The organism is Nocardia sp. NPDC059240 (assembly GCF_042753865.1).
Lineage (GTDB): Bacteria > Actinomycetota > Actinomycetes > Mycobacteriales > Mycobacteriaceae > Nocardia.
Window position 1 is genome coordinate 229,303 of record NZ_JBHZAC010000010.1, and the last position, 14,408, is coordinate 243,710.

The 14,408-nt window shown below is 66.9% G+C and carries 17 protein-coding genes; 4 read left to right on the forward strand and 13 right to left on the reverse strand.

Annotated elements, in window-relative coordinates; translation table 11 throughout:
* The first annotated feature begins 24 nt into the window (after positions 1–24).
* The 3 genes from ACFXHA_RS33075 (at position 25) to ACFXHA_RS33085 (ending at position 1,543) form a co-directional block, all read left to right on the forward strand.
* A complete protein-coding gene (locus tag ACFXHA_RS33075; protein WP_379363098.1) occupies positions 25–237 on the forward strand; it encodes a hypothetical protein in 213 nt (70 codons plus the stop codon).
* Between the two features lie 146 nt (positions 238–383).
* On the forward strand, positions 384–1,019 hold the full coding sequence (locus tag ACFXHA_RS33080; protein WP_379363100.1) for a TetR/AcrR family transcriptional regulator: 636 nt from the start codon (positions 384–386) through the stop codon (positions 1,017–1,019).
* Between the two features lie 236 nt (positions 1,020–1,255).
* Complete coding sequence (locus ACFXHA_RS33085) at positions 1,256–1,543, forward strand: hypothetical protein (RefSeq protein ID WP_379363101.1); 288 nt, start codon at positions 1,256–1,258, stop codon at positions 1,541–1,543.
* Positions 1,544–1,600: 57 nt separating this feature from the next.
* On the opposite strand, the gene ACFXHA_RS33090 is transcribed toward ACFXHA_RS33085, so the two are convergent.
* The 10 genes from ACFXHA_RS33090 to uraD all read right to left on the reverse strand — a co-directional run bounded on the left by ACFXHA_RS33090 (position 1,601) and on the right by uraD (position 9,950).
* Positions 1,601–2,782 carry a glycerate kinase gene (locus ACFXHA_RS33090; RefSeq protein WP_379363103.1) on the reverse strand — a complete coding sequence of 394 codons (1,182 nt, stop codon included), beginning with the start codon at positions 2,780–2,782 and terminating at the stop codon, positions 1,601–1,603.
* Complete coding sequence (locus ACFXHA_RS33095) at positions 2,779–2,949, reverse strand: hypothetical protein (protein WP_379363105.1); 171 nt, start codon at positions 2,947–2,949, stop codon at positions 2,779–2,781. The genes ACFXHA_RS33090 and ACFXHA_RS33095 overlap by 4 nt, the downstream gene beginning before the upstream one ends.
* Positions 2,946–3,152 (reverse strand): hypothetical protein, encoded by a 207-nt coding sequence (locus tag ACFXHA_RS33100; protein WP_379363107.1) that lies wholly within the window; start codon positions 3,150–3,152, stop codon positions 2,946–2,948. The genes ACFXHA_RS33095 and ACFXHA_RS33100 overlap by 4 nt, the downstream gene beginning before the upstream one ends.
* Positions 3,149–4,039 carry an NAD(P)-dependent oxidoreductase gene (locus ACFXHA_RS33105; protein WP_379363109.1) on the reverse strand — a complete coding sequence of 297 codons (891 nt, stop codon included), beginning with the start codon at positions 4,037–4,039 and terminating at the stop codon, positions 3,149–3,151. The genes ACFXHA_RS33100 and ACFXHA_RS33105 overlap by 4 nt, the downstream gene beginning before the upstream one ends.
* The gene (locus ACFXHA_RS33110; RefSeq protein WP_379363111.1) at positions 4,036–4,833 is read right to left on the reverse strand and encodes a hydroxypyruvate isomerase family protein; all 798 of its coding nucleotides are present in this window, start codon (positions 4,831–4,833) and stop codon (positions 4,036–4,038) included. Before ACFXHA_RS33110 ends, ACFXHA_RS33105 begins: the two co-directional genes overlap by 4 nt.
* Positions 4,830–5,213 carry a gamma-glutamylcyclotransferase gene (locus tag ACFXHA_RS33115; protein WP_379363113.1) on the reverse strand — a complete coding sequence of 128 codons (384 nt, stop codon included), beginning with the start codon at positions 5,211–5,213 and terminating at the stop codon, positions 4,830–4,832. The genes ACFXHA_RS33110 and ACFXHA_RS33115 overlap by 4 nt, the downstream gene beginning before the upstream one ends.
* The gene (locus tag ACFXHA_RS33120; protein WP_379363115.1) at positions 5,213–6,337 is read right to left on the reverse strand and encodes an XdhC family protein; all 1,125 of its coding nucleotides are present in this window, start codon (positions 6,335–6,337) and stop codon (positions 5,213–5,215) included. The genes ACFXHA_RS33115 and ACFXHA_RS33120 overlap by 1 nt, the downstream gene beginning before the upstream one ends.
* A gap of 10 nt (positions 6,338–6,347) precedes the next feature.
* Complete coding sequence (locus ACFXHA_RS33125; RefSeq protein ID WP_379363117.1) at positions 6,348–7,772, reverse strand: NCS2 family permease; 1,425 nt, start codon at positions 7,770–7,772, stop codon at positions 6,348–6,350.
* A gap of 299 nt (positions 7,773–8,071) precedes the next feature.
* Entirely contained in the window at positions 8,072–9,424 is a 1,353-nt protein-coding gene (locus tag ACFXHA_RS33130) for an 8-oxoguanine deaminase (RefSeq protein WP_379363119.1), read from the reverse strand.
* Between the two features lie 10 nt (positions 9,425–9,434).
* Positions 9,435–9,950: a 2-oxo-4-hydroxy-4-carboxy-5-ureidoimidazoline decarboxylase gene (gene uraD / locus ACFXHA_RS33135; protein ID WP_379363121.1), complete on the reverse strand. Its 516-nt coding sequence runs from the start codon at positions 9,948–9,950 to the stop codon at positions 9,435–9,437.
* A 165-nt stretch (positions 9,951–10,115) separates the two neighbouring features.
* Here uraD and ACFXHA_RS33140 point away from each other — a divergent pair, with 165 nt between their 5' ends.
* Entirely contained in the window at positions 10,116–11,624 is a 1,509-nt protein-coding gene (locus ACFXHA_RS33140; RefSeq protein WP_379363123.1) for a PucR family transcriptional regulator, read from the forward strand.
* Positions 11,625–11,757: 133 nt separating this feature from the next.
* Here ACFXHA_RS33140 and ACFXHA_RS33145 read toward each other — a convergent pair whose 3' ends face one another.
* The 3 genes from ACFXHA_RS33145 to ACFXHA_RS33155 all read right to left on the reverse strand — a co-directional run bounded on the left by ACFXHA_RS33145 (position 11,758) and on the right by ACFXHA_RS33155 (position 14,338).
* Positions 11,758–12,147 (reverse strand): 4Fe-4S binding protein, encoded by a 390-nt coding sequence (locus ACFXHA_RS33145; RefSeq protein ID WP_379363125.1) that lies wholly within the window; start codon positions 12,145–12,147, stop codon positions 11,758–11,760.
* Positions 12,144–13,757, reverse strand: a complete 1,614-nt coding sequence (locus tag ACFXHA_RS33150) for an FAD-dependent oxidoreductase (protein WP_379363127.1) — start codon at positions 13,755–13,757, stop codon at positions 12,144–12,146. The genes ACFXHA_RS33145 and ACFXHA_RS33150 overlap by 4 nt, the downstream gene beginning before the upstream one ends.
* 146 nt (positions 13,758–13,903) lie before the next feature.
* A complete protein-coding gene (locus ACFXHA_RS33155; RefSeq protein WP_379363129.1) occupies positions 13,904–14,338 on the reverse strand; it encodes a MarR family winged helix-turn-helix transcriptional regulator in 435 nt (144 codons plus the stop codon).
* Between the last annotated feature and the right edge of the window lie 70 nt (positions 14,339–14,408).

A 14,408-nucleotide genomic window follows, 5' to 3' on the forward strand; every position in this document is an offset into this window, starting at 1 on the left:
ACCACCGCAAAAGTCGCATTCTGCATGATCACGCCCGCGAACCCGACCAGTGCCCAAGGCTGCCCGGCCGTTTCGCCGCCCCAGAACACCGAGAGCATGCCCGCGGCGAACACCGTCGTACATATCCACGCTGCGGGTGCCGCCACCGAGGGCCGCTTCAAAACCGGGCCGACCACGGCAAACGCTTCCGCGACCGCGTCGAATCCCCCGGCCGCCAAGGGAAATGGCAAGCGATAGCGCACGTAGATCACATTGATTCCGACGGCTAGCAGCACAAACCCGAATCCGGCCAGACCCGCCCAGACGGTGAAAGCCATACAGACCACCCCTAATTCACTTGAACACTGCTCTAGTCAATATAGGAGGGGTAGCGTGGACGCACAATGACGAACTCGCACCCACCCCGGCGGCCCTACGAATCCCTGCGCCGGATGGCACAGGCCAAGCAGACCCACGCCGACATCGCCGATGCCGCACGCCGACTGTTCCTCGCGAAGGGGTGGGCGGCCACGACGGTGCGTGAGGTGGCAAGGGAGGCGGGGGTTTCCGTGCCCACCGTGTATGCCGCGTACACGAGCAAGGTGGGGCTGGTCCGGGCCCTGGTCGATGCCGCCGATCTTTCGGCCGATCCGGACCGCATGATCGCGGAACTGGAAGCCGCGCGAGACCCTCGCCGACAACTGGCGGCGATGGCGGGTTACGACCGCCGGTTGTTCGAGAGCGCAGGAGATCTCATCGTCGTGATTCGCGAGGCGGGCCGTCACGAACCCGATCTGACCAGCGTGTACGACGACGCCCGGCGCATCGCTGACAGAACTCGCGCGCAGGTGTTCGCAGGATGGCCGGATGGCACTCTGCGATCCGGTCTGGATCTGACCACCGCCGTCGATATCTATGCCGCGCTGTGCAATATCGACGTCTACAAAACCCTGTGCATCGAACGCGACTGGTCGCCGCAACGGGTGGAGGGCTGGTGGATCGAAGCGTTGGAGAGAGAATTGCTTCGGCCTGCGGAGTAGCAGGCAGCCACCGGGTCGCGCTGCATTTTACGTGAAAGGGGAACGCGTACTGGGGGTTTGAAATTCATCGGCACGATATCGCCGAACTGGTGTCGTGGTTGGGTCGCTGATGGTGTGCTGTTGGGGTTCGCGTTCCCGAATCGGGGAGGTTCCAACAATGTTCGACCTTCCGCTATGCAGAGAGACCGGTAGATCGTTGCCGGGGAGGCATCGAGGCGCACGAGGGGGTTGGTGACATGGACGGGCGGCCGGATGTCGAGATTCGTGCGTTGCGTGACGTGATCGACGCTGTCGAGGCCCGATTGCGCAGTTACGAAGCGAATGGGGGTGTGGTGACGGCGTCCCGGTCCGAGGTGTATGCCACGGTCATTTACGCGGTGATCGCCAGTGCGGGGGCGTCGGGGCATTACGGGTCGGGGAGTCTGGCGCGGGCGCCATTACTGGAGGACATCCTGGACGGGGAGGGCGAGCCTTGGGAGACCGCGATTTACAGCGCGGTCGTCGAGCGGGCACTCACCCGGTAGGGCGCGGGAGCCGCCGACCCCTCATCGGTCAGCGGCCCCCGGCCGGGCAAGGGGTGGTCAGCCCCGGTGGTTTCGGGTCAGCTGGCGGTCCAGGTGGTCGGCGGCGATGCCGCGCGCCAGCTGTTCGAGGAGCGCTCCGGCCTGCCGGATGCATACGCGCGGGTCGGGTTCGAGATCGGTGAGGGCGTAGGCGTCGTCGATGCCGAAGCGGCGCAACATGTCCCGGTCGATCGCGCACCGGCCGGACACCGCGACCACGGGCACCTCCGCGCGCCACGCCTCGCGGGCGACGCCGATCGGGGCCTTGCCGTAGAGGGTCTGCTCATCGAGGGATCCCTCACCGGTGATCACGAGTCGCGCACCGGCCAGCACCTGCGCGAAATCCAGCTGCTCCAGGATGATTTCGATGCCGGGCCGAATGGTCGCGCCCAGGAAGGCCAGCGCCGCGAACCCGACGCCGCCCGCCGCACCCGCGCCCCGCATGTCGGCCTCGTCCACGCCGAGATCGCGCCGGGCGATCTCGGAGAAGCGGGTCAGCCCGGCTTCGAGGGCCTCGATCTCGCGCGGCCCCGCACCCTTCTGCGGGCCGAAAATCTGTGCGGCACCGCGCTGCCCGAGCAGCGGGTTGTCCACATCGGAGGCCACGATCACCGGAACGCGCAGCAGGTCGGTGGTGTCGATGCGGGCCAGTCGCCGCAGGGCCGCACCGCCGGGCGGAATCGGGCGTCCCGAGGCATCCAGCAGCTTGGCCCCGAGCGCGGTGAGCATGCCCGCTCCCCCGTCGGTGCACGCACTGCCACCCAGCCCCAGCACCACCCGGCGCGCACCCCGCCGCACGGCGGTCCGGATGAGCTCCCCGGTCCCGGCGCTGGTCGCGGTCAACGCAGTGGTGGGTGTGGGCCGACCGGGGAGCCGCCGGATTCCCGACGCCTCGGCCAACTCGACGACGGCCTCGTCACCACGCATCGCGAACGACGCCACCACCGGATTGCACACCGGCCCGGTCACATTCGTCTGCAGACCCGAGTACCCCGACGCAACCAGCGCGGCCACCGTCCCATCCCCGCCGTCGGCGACCGGCACCGTCACCACCGGCACATCCGGCCGCGCCGCCCGCAGCCCCGCCGCCACATGCGCCGCGACCTGAGGCGCGGTGAGCGAACCCCGGAACTTGTCGGGAGCCACGATCACGTGCCCCTCCATCCACCCCCGGCGCACACCGCCGCGTGGCTGGATCATCGTGCGCCACCCTCGATTCGGGCCGCCTCGTCACGGCTGATGGCACGCACCGGCTCGCAGCCTGCGCGGCCGCTCACCCGCAACCAGCCGGAGTCGTCGCGGCCGAGGCCACGGACCCGGCCGGAGCGGTCGATCTCGCTGGCCGCGCTGAAATCCTCGCGGCTCATAGTCCGCAGCCGATCGACTCGCATTCCGCTTGTGCCGCAATGGTCTCCGTGCCCGTTCCGTCCGGCGCACACGTCGGCTCACCAGCGCCGACGACGGGCACCTGCACGGTGTAGCGTTCGATCACCCAACCGGTGGGCCAGGCCATTTCACCGTGGCCGTGCTGGTCGAGCCAATGCGGAGGCCGGGTCATGACGTCGTTCACGCGTCGGCCTCACCGGAATTCGCCTTGCCGGAGAGCGCTTCGGCGACCAGCAGCAGGGCGGAGTGATCCAGCGAGCCGTGCCCCATGGCGCGGGCGGCCGCGATGAGCTGCGCGGTGAGCGCACCCATCGGGATGGTCACCTCGGCGTCGCGGGCGGCCTGGGTGACGATGCCCATGTCCTTGTGGTGCAGGTCGATGCGGAAGCCGGGCCGGAAGTCACGCGCCAGCATGGACTTTCGCTTCAACTCCAGGATCTTGCTGCCCGCCAGACCCCCGGCCAGCACGTCGAGCCCCTTGGCGGCGTCCGCACCCAGGCTCTCCATGAGCACGATCGCCTCGGCGATCAGGGCGTAGGTGCCGCCCACGATCAGCTGATTGGCCGCCTTCACGACCTGACCGGAACCATTGGGCCCCACCAGTTCGTAGGTCTTGCCGACGGCAGCGAAGATCGGCTTCGCCGCCTCGAAGTCCGCCTCGACCCCACCGACCATGATCGACAGCGCGGCGTTGATCGCCCCCGGCTCACCGCCGCTCACGGGCGCGTCCAGCACCCGCAATCCCCGCTTCGCGCCTTCGGCAGCGGTCCATTCGGACGTCTTCGGGGTGATGCTGGAGAAATCGATATAGAGCGCACCGGGTTTCGCGTGCTCGAGGATCTCGGTGAACACCGCCACGACCTGCTCGTCCTGCGGCAGCATCGTGATCACGACGTCCTTGCCGTCCACGGCCTCGGCGACACTGCCGGCGGCGATCCCACCGGCGGCGACCAGTTTCTCGACCGCGGCGGCCGAACGGTTGTAGCCGGTCACCACGTGGCCCGCGGCCACCAGATGCCCGGCCATCGGTCCGCCCATGATGCCCAGGCCGATGAATCCGATGCTGCTCACTCGATCCAACTCCAATCGTGTTCGGGGTCCTTGTATTCCAGGCCGATCCAGCCGTCGTAGCCGACGGCGTCGAGTGCGGCGAACAGGCTCTCGAAATCGAGCGTGCCGGTACCGGGGCGGCTGCGCTCGGGCGCGTCCGCGATCTGCACATGCCCGATATAGGGGGCATGGGTCGCGATGACGCGGTGGAGGTCCTCGCCCATGCGGGCGAGATGGTAGAGGTCGCAGAGGAATCGGAGATTGGGTGCGCCGACCGCGTCGATCACCTCGACGGCACGCGCGGCCGAAACGATCGGATAGTCGGGCGATTCAAGGGAATTGAGTGCTTCGAGCACCACCTGCGCGTCGATGCGCGCGGCGGCGCGAGCGGCCAGCGCGAGATTCTCCAGCGCCAGCTCGTCCTGTCGCGCCGGATCAGCACCGGGAATCCGGTTGCCGTACAACGCATTCAACGAGCGGCATCCCAGCCGCTCGGCGATTCCGACGGTCACGTCGATATTGTCCCGGAATTCGGATTCCCGTCCGGGCACGGACACCAGTCCCCGTCCAGCGGGCACCAGATCGATGAAGTTCAGCCCGATGAGCTGCACCCCGGCATCGGCGACGGCGGCGACGAACGCGTCGACCTCCTTGTCACCCGGCACCGGGTTCTCGCCGAACGGCCACCAGAATTCGACCGCGTCGAACCCCGCCGCCTTCGCCGCCGCCGGACGGTCCAGCAGCGGTAAGTCGGTGAACAGGATCGAGCAGTGCACGTCGAATTTCCGAAGCGCGCCGTCGGCGGTGTACTTCATCCCGCGAGTTCCTCCCGGTAGCTCTGCCAGCTCCCGAAATCGGTGATGTCGACGATCTCCGGATCGGCCAGGGTCGGGCGGCGCAACATCATCGACAACACGGAGCGGTTGTCGTCCAAGGCAATCACACCCAGCTCGAGCTTCGGCGACTTGGAGGGCAACAGTCGGTTGCGCAACACCTCCATGGGCACATCGAACAGCTCGCCCGCGATGGGCACGCCACCGTAGGCCACCGGATGCAGGCCCGGGAAACGGTCGTCGACCGAATAGAAGCGGTACTGCGGCGCGGTCTTGACCTCTCCGGCGAAGGGCGCGCCCTCGAGCAGGTAGTTGAGGGGTCCGCCGCGCATGGCACCCCCGTTCAGGAAGATCAAAGGCATTACCGTGGTTCCTCTTTCACTAGCAGCCCGTCCGGGGAATCCGGCACGGTCACTTCCGGCACCACGATCGCGTCGCGGTGGATCGGTCCGCCGTAGGCGCCCAGGGGAATCCCGGAGCCCCCACGGCGGACCGCGACGATCTCGGCGGCGATGGAGACGGCTGTCTCCTCCGTGGTATGCCCGCCCAGATCGAGTCCGATGGGCGACTTCAACCGCGCCAGTTCGGTTGTCGTCATCCCGACCGCACGAAGTCGCTGGAGACGATCCTCGTGCGTGCGCCGGGAACCCATCGCACCCACGTACGCCACCGGCAGGCGAAGTGCCACCTCCAGTAGCGGCACATCAAATTTGGCGTCGTGAGTGAGTACACACAGCGCGGTCCGGGCATCCACCTGGGTCCGCGCCAAATACATGTGGGGCCATTCCACGACCACCTCGTCGGCGTCCGGGAAGCGAGCGCGGGTGGCGAAGACCGCCCGCGCATCGCACACGGTGACGTGGTAGCCGAGGAACTTGCCGATCTTCGCCACCGCTGCCGCGAAGTCGATCGCCCCGAAGACGATCATTCGCGGTGGTGGCACATGGGATTCGACGAGAACGGTGACCTGACTGCCCTCACAGCCGATGGTCCGTACCGCGGTCTGGCCGGTGTCGAGCAGCGCCTGGGCTTGCGCTACTACCCGCTCGTCGAATTCGGCTCCGGCGGTCCACCAGGTGCCCAGCGCCATGATGGCGCCGCTGTCGAGGTCGCGCACGAGTGCGACGGCCTCCCCCTCAGCTCGCAGGACCTTGTCCACCGCATCGCGATTGGCCTCGGTCACCGACTGGACGAACACCTGAATGGTTCCGCCACAGGTCAATCCCACCGCGAAGGCGTCGGAATCGCTGTAGCCGAACGTTTCCCGAAAAGATCGGCCGGTTGCCAGCGACTCGCGGCACAACTCGTAGACAGCGCCCTCCACACAGCCACCGGAAACGCTTCCGATGACGGTGCCGTCGGCATCCACGGCCAGGGCCGCGCCGATCGGTCGGGGTGCGGAGCCACCGATCCCGATGACCGAGGCGAGGGCGTAATCCTTGCCCGCCTCATGCCATTCGAGCAGTTGTGCCGCGATGTCACGCATTGCTGACTCCCTAGAAGGCCATTTCGATGGCGTTGATGCCGAAGTAGGCGACGAACACGACGCTCACCAGGGCCACCAGCCAGTGGATCTCACGGAACTTGCCGCGAGCGAGCTTGATCACGGTGAAGGCGATCAGACCGGCGCCGACACCATTGGTGATCGAGTAGGTGAAAGGCATGAGAACGATGGTGAGGAAGGCCGGGATGGCCATCTCGAGATCGTTCCAGTCGATCTTGCGGGCCTGGGTCATCATGAGCGCGCCGACCAGCACCAGGGCGGGGGCGGCGGCCTGAATCGGCACCACGGCCGCGATCGGGGTGAAGAACACCGCGGCGCAGAACAATCCGCCGGTCACCACGCTGGCCAAACCGGTACGGGCACCCTCACCGACGCCCGTCGCGGACTCGACGTACACCGTGGAACCCGCACCACCGGTGACACCACCGATGATCTGAGCGACACCGTCGACGGTCAGGATCTTGCCCATGCCGGGCACCTGACCCTTCTCGTCCACCAGGCCGGCCTCGTCACAGACGCCGAAAACCGTTCCCATGGCATCGAAGAAGCCGGTCAGCACCAGGGTGAACAGCACCACGGTGGCGGTCATCGCACCGGCGGTGGCGAAACCACCGAACAGGTCGATGTGGCCGATCAGACCGAAATCCGGTGCGGCGAAAAGCGACTTCGGCTTCTCGGGCACGACGGTGCCCCACTGCTTCGGGTCGATCTTCGCCATCGAGTTGACGATGATCGCGAGCACGGTGGAGATGGCGATGCTGATCAGGATCGCGCCCGGCACCTTGCGGATGAACAGAGCGAGCATGAGCAGCAGACCGACCGCGAAAATCACTGTGGGCCAACCGGACAGATGCCCGTCGACACCCAGGGTCACCGGAGTACCGGCGCCCTTGCCAACCACGCCCGAGGACGCCAGGCCGATCATGGCGATGAACATGCCGATGCCGACACCGATGGCGTTCTTCATGGCCAGCGGAATGGCATTGATGATCATGGTTCGCAGGCCGGTCGCGGCCAGGATGACGATCACGATGCCCATCAGCACCACCAGGCCCATGGCCTGCGGCCAGGTCATGTGCGGTGCCGCCTGGAAGGCGACGACGGGGACCAGTCCGAGGCCGGCGGCCAATGCGAGGGGCACATTGCCGACGACGCCCATGAGGACGGTGGTCAGGCCCGCCGAGAAGGCGGTCGTGGTGGTCAGCTGAGCGATGCTCAACTTGTCACCGTGAATGTCGGTGACACCGCCGAGAATCAGCGGCACCAGCAATATGACATACGCCATAGCGACGAATGTCGTGATGCCACCGCGGATTTCACGCGATAGTGTGGTCTTGCGCTCGGTGAACCGGAACAACTTGTCGAGCGCGGGTACCCGCGTCTCCGACGTCGTGATCGGGGACTGAGTCTGGGTCATGGCTGCCCTCCTATGGGCGTAGCCGACCAGCGGCACGGATGCTGGGGGATAGTCCCGAGCCGCGGATTCGGTGATGCTTGTTGTGGGGTCCTTACCGTGCGAGACGGACTTGCCCCTGTTAATCAACTTTTCCGGATGCTGTTTTCCGGACTCACGGGAACCAGGGTGAGGTTCCCGGTGCCGCCCCGCGTGCGGCAGGCATCGCGAATCGCTGCGGCGATCGCAGGCGTCGAGGAGAGCATGGGTGTGGCTCTCCGAAGACTGCGGGGGTCGTCAGGCTAGTGGGGTCTATCTGAACGTCATCGCTGCTCCTGTCGCATGATTCGCCTGCGGGCGTCGGCGCCTGCGCGTCCGACCGCATCCTGCGGCATGGTTTGCAGTTCGTCGTCTGCCACGACGGTGTTGCCACCGACGAGCAGCCGGGCCAGTGGAGGCTGCGGGCCGAACACCACCGCGCACACCGGATCCTCGAGCGCGGCCCGGAAGCCGTCCACCCGCCAGACCGCGATATCAGCCAGCTTCCCGACCTCGAGCGAGCCGATCTCGTTATGCCGCCCCAAGTTCCGAGCACCACCCAGGGTGCCGACCTCCAGCGCTTGACGCGCCGTCATGGCCCGCGGTCCGCGCACGGCACGCTGAAACAGCAGCGCCTGACGCATCTCGCCGGCCATGGACGTCAGCTCCGCCGACGCCGCGCCGTCGACACCGAGGCCGACGGGCGCGCCCGCGGCCAGCAGGTCGGTGACCCGCGCGATCCCCGCACCCAAGCGGGCATTCGAGGTCGGGCAGTGCGCCGAACCCGTCCCGGTCTTCGCGAAGGCCGCAATGTCCTTGTCGTGCAGATGAACCGCATGCGCGAACCACACGTCGTCGCCGAGCCAACCCAGCTTCTCCATGTATTCGACAGGCGTGCAACCCATCTGCTCGATGCAGTGCTCCTCCTCGTCCAGGGTCTCGGCGAGGTGAGTATGCAGTCGAACCCCGTGGCGACGAGCCAGCGCGGCGGATTCCACCATCAACCCCTCCGACACCGAGAACGGCGAACAGGGAGCGACGGCCACGCGCAGCATGGAGTCGAAGGACGGGTCGTGGTAGGTCGCGATGATTTCCTCTGTGCTGGAGAGGATTTCGTCACGATCCTCGACCACCTCGTCCGGCGGCAGTCCACCTTGCGACTGCCCGCGGTCCATGGATCCGCGGCACGGGTGGAAACGGATCCCGATCTCACGGGCCGCACGCACCTCCGCCTCGAACACGTCACCGCGCCCCTTGGGGAAGATGTAGTGGTGATCGGTGGAGGTGGTGGTGCCGGTCAACGCCAGCCAACCCAGACCCGCCTGGGCCGCGCCGTGCACGATCTCGGCGTCCATGGTCGCCCACAGCTTGTAGAGGCCGGTCAGCCACTCGAAGAGGGTGGCGTCCTGGAACAGCCCCTGGGTGGCCCATTGGTAGAGGTGGTGGTGGGTATTCACCAGGCCCGGGGTTACCAGGCAACCGGTGCCGGAGAGGCGGTCAGCACCCACCACCGTCGGCGCCGGTCCCGCGCCGAGAGCTTCGATCCGACCGTCGTCACCGACGATCAGATAGCCGTTGGGGATCTCGTCACCGACAACCGGTGCGATATAAGCGTTTTCGATAACGAGCTTGCTCACGTCCAGTCCTCTACTGACAATCCAGGAGCTTGCGGATGCGCAGCCCGGTGATGTCGGCGAGTTCGCGACGGACGACCAACTGCTCATCGGGCACCGAGTTGCCGAGGCGGATCTGGAGCTCCTCGAGCATCTCGGCGGCGCTGCGACCCGCGGCGCGGATCAGGAAGACATGACCGAAATGATCTTCGTAGGCCACATTACCGGCCGCCAAATCGGCCTTGACCTGCGCATCGGCATCGCTCGCGCCGGACTGCTCATCGGCGGACCACTTGGCTTCCTGCTCGGACTGATGCTTGGCGGCAGTACGCTCACCGATACGCGGGTGCGCCGAAAGCGCTTCCTCGATATCGATCCAAGCCAGTTCGGTGACCCCGGTGACCGCGGCGGCGATCAGATTCGACTCGTCGGCGTACGGGCGGTTCGCAACCATCTTCCGTGCCCAGGAGCGGGACGCATTGCAGGTCAGCAGCTGCGCCTCGGCCTCTTCCAGGGACAGCGAACCGAGCCATTCCAGGCGACTCGACATCCGACCTCCAAACCGTCATTGGCGTGTTTCCACTACCTAACCCGGTGAGTGGACAGGATCGAAAGGACGAGACATCCGAATCTGTGGCCTGCAACACACGGACTCGTTTGTAGTTACATCCAAGTTCGGTAACCCGGCCGTCACTGGCTGTTAGCCTCGGGAATCATGCGGTTACGTTCCCTGCTGACCATGAGCGACCTGGGCCTACGACTCGTCTCCGGAGAGGACGAGCTCGATAGGTTCGTTCGCTGGGTCGTAACTACGGACATGTTGGATCCGAGCCGGTATCTGTCAGGCGGCGAGTTCGTGCTGACCGGCCTGCAGTGGCGACAGAAACCCGAAGACAGCGAGCAATTCGTCAGCAAAATCGCGGGCGCACGCGTGGCGGCCTTGGTCGCCGGCAGCGCCCTGTTCGGCGAAACGCCCGAGGATCTCGTCGTCGCTTGTAAGAAACACCGAATCCCGCTCTTCGAGGTCGGCGAGGATATCGCCTTCGCCACGGTCACCGAGCAGATCAACCGGCAGTTGTCCTCCGGGCGGGCCGCCGATCTGAGCGCGATCCTCGATCGGCACCGGCAGCTGGTTTCCGGCGGCGGGCTGGATTCCGTGCTCGATCTCGTGCATCGCACGCTCGGCACCCGCTGCTGGGTGGTCTCCTCGCTCGGCCGGGTTGTCGCCGGGCCCACCCGTGACCTGCCCGAACAGGTCCGCTCGGCCTTCCTCAGCGCCAAGCGGCTGCCGCATGTGCTTTCCCACAGTCAGATCCGGTACTCGCTGTTCGCGGTGGACGCGGACGGGACCTCGCGGATCGCGGACTGGTTCCTGGTCTTCGAGAGCGACTACAAGGACTGGCCCGAGGACCGGCGCGCACTCATCGGCGAACTGGCCGCGGTCGTGTCCCTCGAGCGGGCTCGGCAGGACGATCGGCAGAGCGCCGAAGGACGACTGGCACAGGAACTGATCGAGCTGATCATGTCCGAGGCCAAGCCCGCCGACATCATCTCCCGGCTGGAACTCACCGGACTCGGATTGTCCGACCGCTATCTCGCGGTCGCGGCGACCGCGAGTTCCGGTGCGGTCCGACCGGGTGAGCTGCGCGCGGTGCTGCGGGAGATCCTGCACGGCCGCAGCCCGGCCATCGGCGTGGTCGACGGCGAAGTCATCCTGCTGGTCGCGCTCGGCGACGAACAGGCCCTCGACGACCACATCCACCGGGCCATCGAGGCGCTGGAACCCGGTCTGCAGCAAAGCCGGCTGGCGGTCGGCATCAGCGGCGCGGTCGACGGCGAGGGCCTGCGTGGCGCGGTCGAGGAAGCCCGCTACGCGCGTCGCATGGCCGCCGAACGCCAGCAGCCCACCAGCGTGGTCCGCCACGACGAACTCGCCACCCACATGCTGCTGCTGGCCAGCGTCCCCGACGAAGTCCGCCGCATGTTCCGCATCCGCCTGCTGGACCCGCTGCGCGTCTACGACCAGGACAACCGCGCCGACCTGGTCCACACCCTCGAAACCTTCCTCGAGGTTTCCGGCTCCTGGACCAAATGCGCCGACCTCCTCCACCTGCACGTCAACACCCTGCGCTACCGCATCCAGCGCATCGAGGAACTCACCAACCGCGACCTCTCCCGCCTGGAAGACCGCGTCGACTTCTTCCTCGCCCTCGCCCTGCGCTGACGCTCTCCCGCCCGCGGCGGACCCCAATCACATCGCGGCACGGGTTGATAAACGCCTCAGCACCAAATCACCACCACAACTAATACGCGACCGCTATCGAAGCGGCCGCGTATTTGGCATCCGGTTCGGCCAACTACTCGTACGGCGTTGTGTTCGGTGACGCTGGCATCGATTCGCGTGGCGTGAGCTCCGGTCGGCGCGGAGGTGGTGCACCATGCGGGAGTTCGGGGCCGATGGCGAGGAGGCTGCCGGGGCGGCGGCCTCTCCCCCATCCGAGTTGTTCTCGGTAGCGGCCGATCTGGGCTTCGGGGATGGTGGCGTGGTCGACGAGTGGAGTGGCGTCAGGGGCTACATAGAGGGCGTCGGTGGGGCAGTATGCCTCGCACATGAAGCAGGTTTGGCAGTCGGATTGTCTTGCGATCAGCGGGATTCCGCTGGGGGTGCGGTCGAAGACGTCGGTGGGGCAGACGTCGACGCACTTGTCGCAGGCGATGCAGTCCTGTGCGCGAACCAGCTCGATCATGACGCCACCGCCGCGACCTGCGGGGCTGCGGGGGTGGCGCTCGAGGCCGGTGTGGTCGTGACCCACACCTGGTCGAGGCCCCCGGAGAGGATGTGGTGGCGTTGGGTCGGGTCCTGGTCGGGGTGGTCGGAGCGTTTGCTCATGCCTCGAGTTTCGGTGCGGGCCAGGGTGGATCGGTACATCAGGCGGCCGACGGCGGTGATGGCGGCGGCTTGGCGAGCGCGGACACGCTCGACGCCGGTACCGGTGCCCAGTCCTCGGGTGGCGCGATCCCAGAGTGCGTCGAGATGGGTCAGCGCGGGCTGGATGCGGTCGCCGTGGCGTAGGTAGTTCTTCTCGAAGGGGATCAGTTGCTGCTGGGCCGCAGTGACCACCTCGTCGGCGGTAACCGATTCGCCTGTCCCGGGCCGTAATCCGACCTGCCCGGCACCACGGAGGGCGATCGGGTCCACGCTGCCCGAGCTCAGCGCAAAGGCCGCCGCACCGCGTCCGGCCCAGCTGCCGGAGGACATGGCCCAGGCCGAATTATGGCTGCCGCCGCCGGTGAATCCGCCGCAGATTCGTTCCCGGGTGGCGGCATCGCCTGCCGCGTAGAGGCCGCGAACGGTTGTCGCGCAGTCGTCGTCGATGACGTCGATACCGCCTGTCCCCCGGACCGTGCCTTCCGCCAGCAGGTCCACTTCGAAGCGGTCGGTGAAAGGGTTGATGCCGCGGCGGTCGAACTGGAGGAAGAAGTTGGGCTGGCCCAGCCGCATTCGGGTCTGTACGTCAGCGTCGGCGCGGTCGAGTTGTGCGAATACTTTCTCCGACAGCAGATGTCGCGCGATTACCGACCTGCCCTTGGTGGAGCCCGCGCCTTCCAGGACTCGGCCGTCCTCGTGGAAGAAGGTGGCGTAGCCGTAGTAGGCGGTCTTGGTGATGGTGGAGCCCTTGGGGACGATGGCGTAGGCGTTGGAGAATTCCATGCCGGAGAAGCGCGCGCCGACCTCGGCGGCCATGAGCGCGCCGTCGCCGGTGTCGACATTGGTGCCCAGTGCGCGGGACAGGAACGCGCAGCCGCCGGTGGCCAGCACCACCGCACCGGACGTGACGCGGTAGTCGGTGTCGGCCTGTCGCTGGTATCCGGCTGCGCCGCGGACCACGCCGTCGGCGTCGATCAGGAGTTCCAGTGCCGGTGCGTGATCCAGGATCCGCACCCCGAGCCGCTGCACCCACGCGCGCATGCGCCGCATGTACTCCGGTCCCTGCACGCCGGTGCGCAATTGTTCCCCGCTCGTGGGGTCGGCCGGGAACGGATAGCGGCCTTCGACGGCGAGCCGGTTCATGTTCGCGTAGGTCTGGTCGAGGACGCGATCCATCCAATAGTGGTCGGCCAGATGCCCGCCGAGGGCTTCGCGGCTGGCCTTGGCGTTGGCGCGGGCCGAAGCCTCGGGGGCGACGTACCAGACGCCGGTGCCCGAAGGCGCTGTCGCGCCGCTGGTTCCGCAGTAGCCCTTGTCCACCAGCACGACCTCCGCGCCCGCTTCCCGGGCGTGCACGGCCGCCCAGCAGGCAGCGGGTCCGCCGCCGATCACCAGCACATCGGTACTGATCTGCCATGGTTCGCTCATCGGCACGTCCTCACGCGAGTTGGTGCCGGAACGGTAAGGCGGGCGGTCGTTTCCGCCGAAGGGTTCGGATCAGGCCGATCGGATGGGGGCGGAATTTTCCACCTCGTGGAATCTCGCTTGCCCACGCGGGTGGACTCGGATTCGGTTCACCGGCAGGCGTCGGCCATGCCGGTGAGCCATGCTCGGACGGCGGCCCGCTGCGCCGGGGTGAAGGCGGCTTCCAACTCGGCCTCGCGGCGCACGACGGCGGCATCCGCCTTCCGGTAGACGGCCCGGCCCGCGTCCGTGACGTGGATCTGGTGGGTGCGGCGATCGGTGGGATGCGGTTGCCGCTCGATCAGACCGGCCTTCTCCAGCGTCCCGAGCATCTCGTTGGCGGCCTGGCGCGTACTGCCGACATTGCGTGCGATATCGGCCACGGACATACCCGGTTCACCCTGGGTCATCATCAAGGTGGCGTATTGGGAGCTGGTGAGGTCGAAGTCCGCGAGCACCTCGCCGATCGACGCACGCATGCCGAGCCAGACCTTGCGGACCATGAAGGTCAGGGATCCATCGCTGCCGCAATCGTTCTGACTCACCGCACCACCTTCCAGAGATTGACAGGTTCCTGACAATCAAGCACACTCGAGATCGTCAGGTTCCTACCAA

Excerpts from the sequence above, each read along its gene's own strand:
- ACFXHA_RS33140 (WP_379363123.1), top strand. The coding sequence starts at position 10,116 with ATGCGGTTACGTTCCCTGCTGACCATGAGCGACCTGGGCCTACGACTC.
- uraD (WP_379363121.1), bottom strand. The coding sequence starts at position 9,950 with ATGTCGAGTCGCCTGGAATGGCTCGGTTCGCTGTCCCTGGAAGAGGCC.
- ACFXHA_RS33120 (WP_379363115.1), bottom strand. The coding sequence starts at position 6,337 with ATGCGTGACATCGCGGCACAACTGCTCGAATGGCATGAGGCGGGCAAG.
- ACFXHA_RS33090 (WP_379363103.1), bottom strand. The coding sequence starts at position 2,782 with ATGATCCAGCCACGCGGCGGTGTGCGCCGGGGGTGGATGGAGGGGCAC.
- ACFXHA_RS33080 (WP_379363100.1), top strand. The coding sequence starts at position 384 with ATGACGAACTCGCACCCACCCCGGCGGCCCTACGAATCCCTGCGCCGG.
- ACFXHA_RS33095 (WP_379363105.1), bottom strand. The coding sequence starts at position 2,949 with ATGAGCCGCGAGGATTTCAGCGCGGCCAGCGAGATCGACCGCTCCGGC.
- ACFXHA_RS33125 (WP_379363117.1), bottom strand. The coding sequence starts at position 7,772 with ATGACCCAGACTCAGTCCCCGATCACGACGTCGGAGACGCGGGTACCC.
- ACFXHA_RS33075 (WP_379363098.1), top strand. The coding sequence starts at position 25 with ATGATCACGCCCGCGAACCCGACCAGTGCCCAAGGCTGCCCGGCCGTT.
- ACFXHA_RS33115 (WP_379363113.1), bottom strand. The coding sequence starts at position 5,213 with ATGCCTTTGATCTTCCTGAACGGGGGTGCCATGCGCGGCGGACCCCTC.
- ACFXHA_RS33145 (WP_379363125.1), bottom strand. The coding sequence starts at position 12,147 with ATGATCGAGCTGGTTCGCGCACAGGACTGCATCGCCTGCGACAAGTGC.
- ACFXHA_RS33110 (WP_379363111.1), bottom strand. The coding sequence starts at position 4,833 with ATGAAGTACACCGCCGACGGCGCGCTTCGGAAATTCGACGTGCACTGC.
- ACFXHA_RS33150 (WP_379363127.1), bottom strand. The coding sequence starts at position 13,757 with ATGAGCGAACCATGGCAGATCAGTACCGATGTGCTGGTGATCGGCGGC.
- ACFXHA_RS33085 (WP_379363101.1), top strand. The coding sequence starts at position 1,256 with ATGGACGGGCGGCCGGATGTCGAGATTCGTGCGTTGCGTGACGTGATC.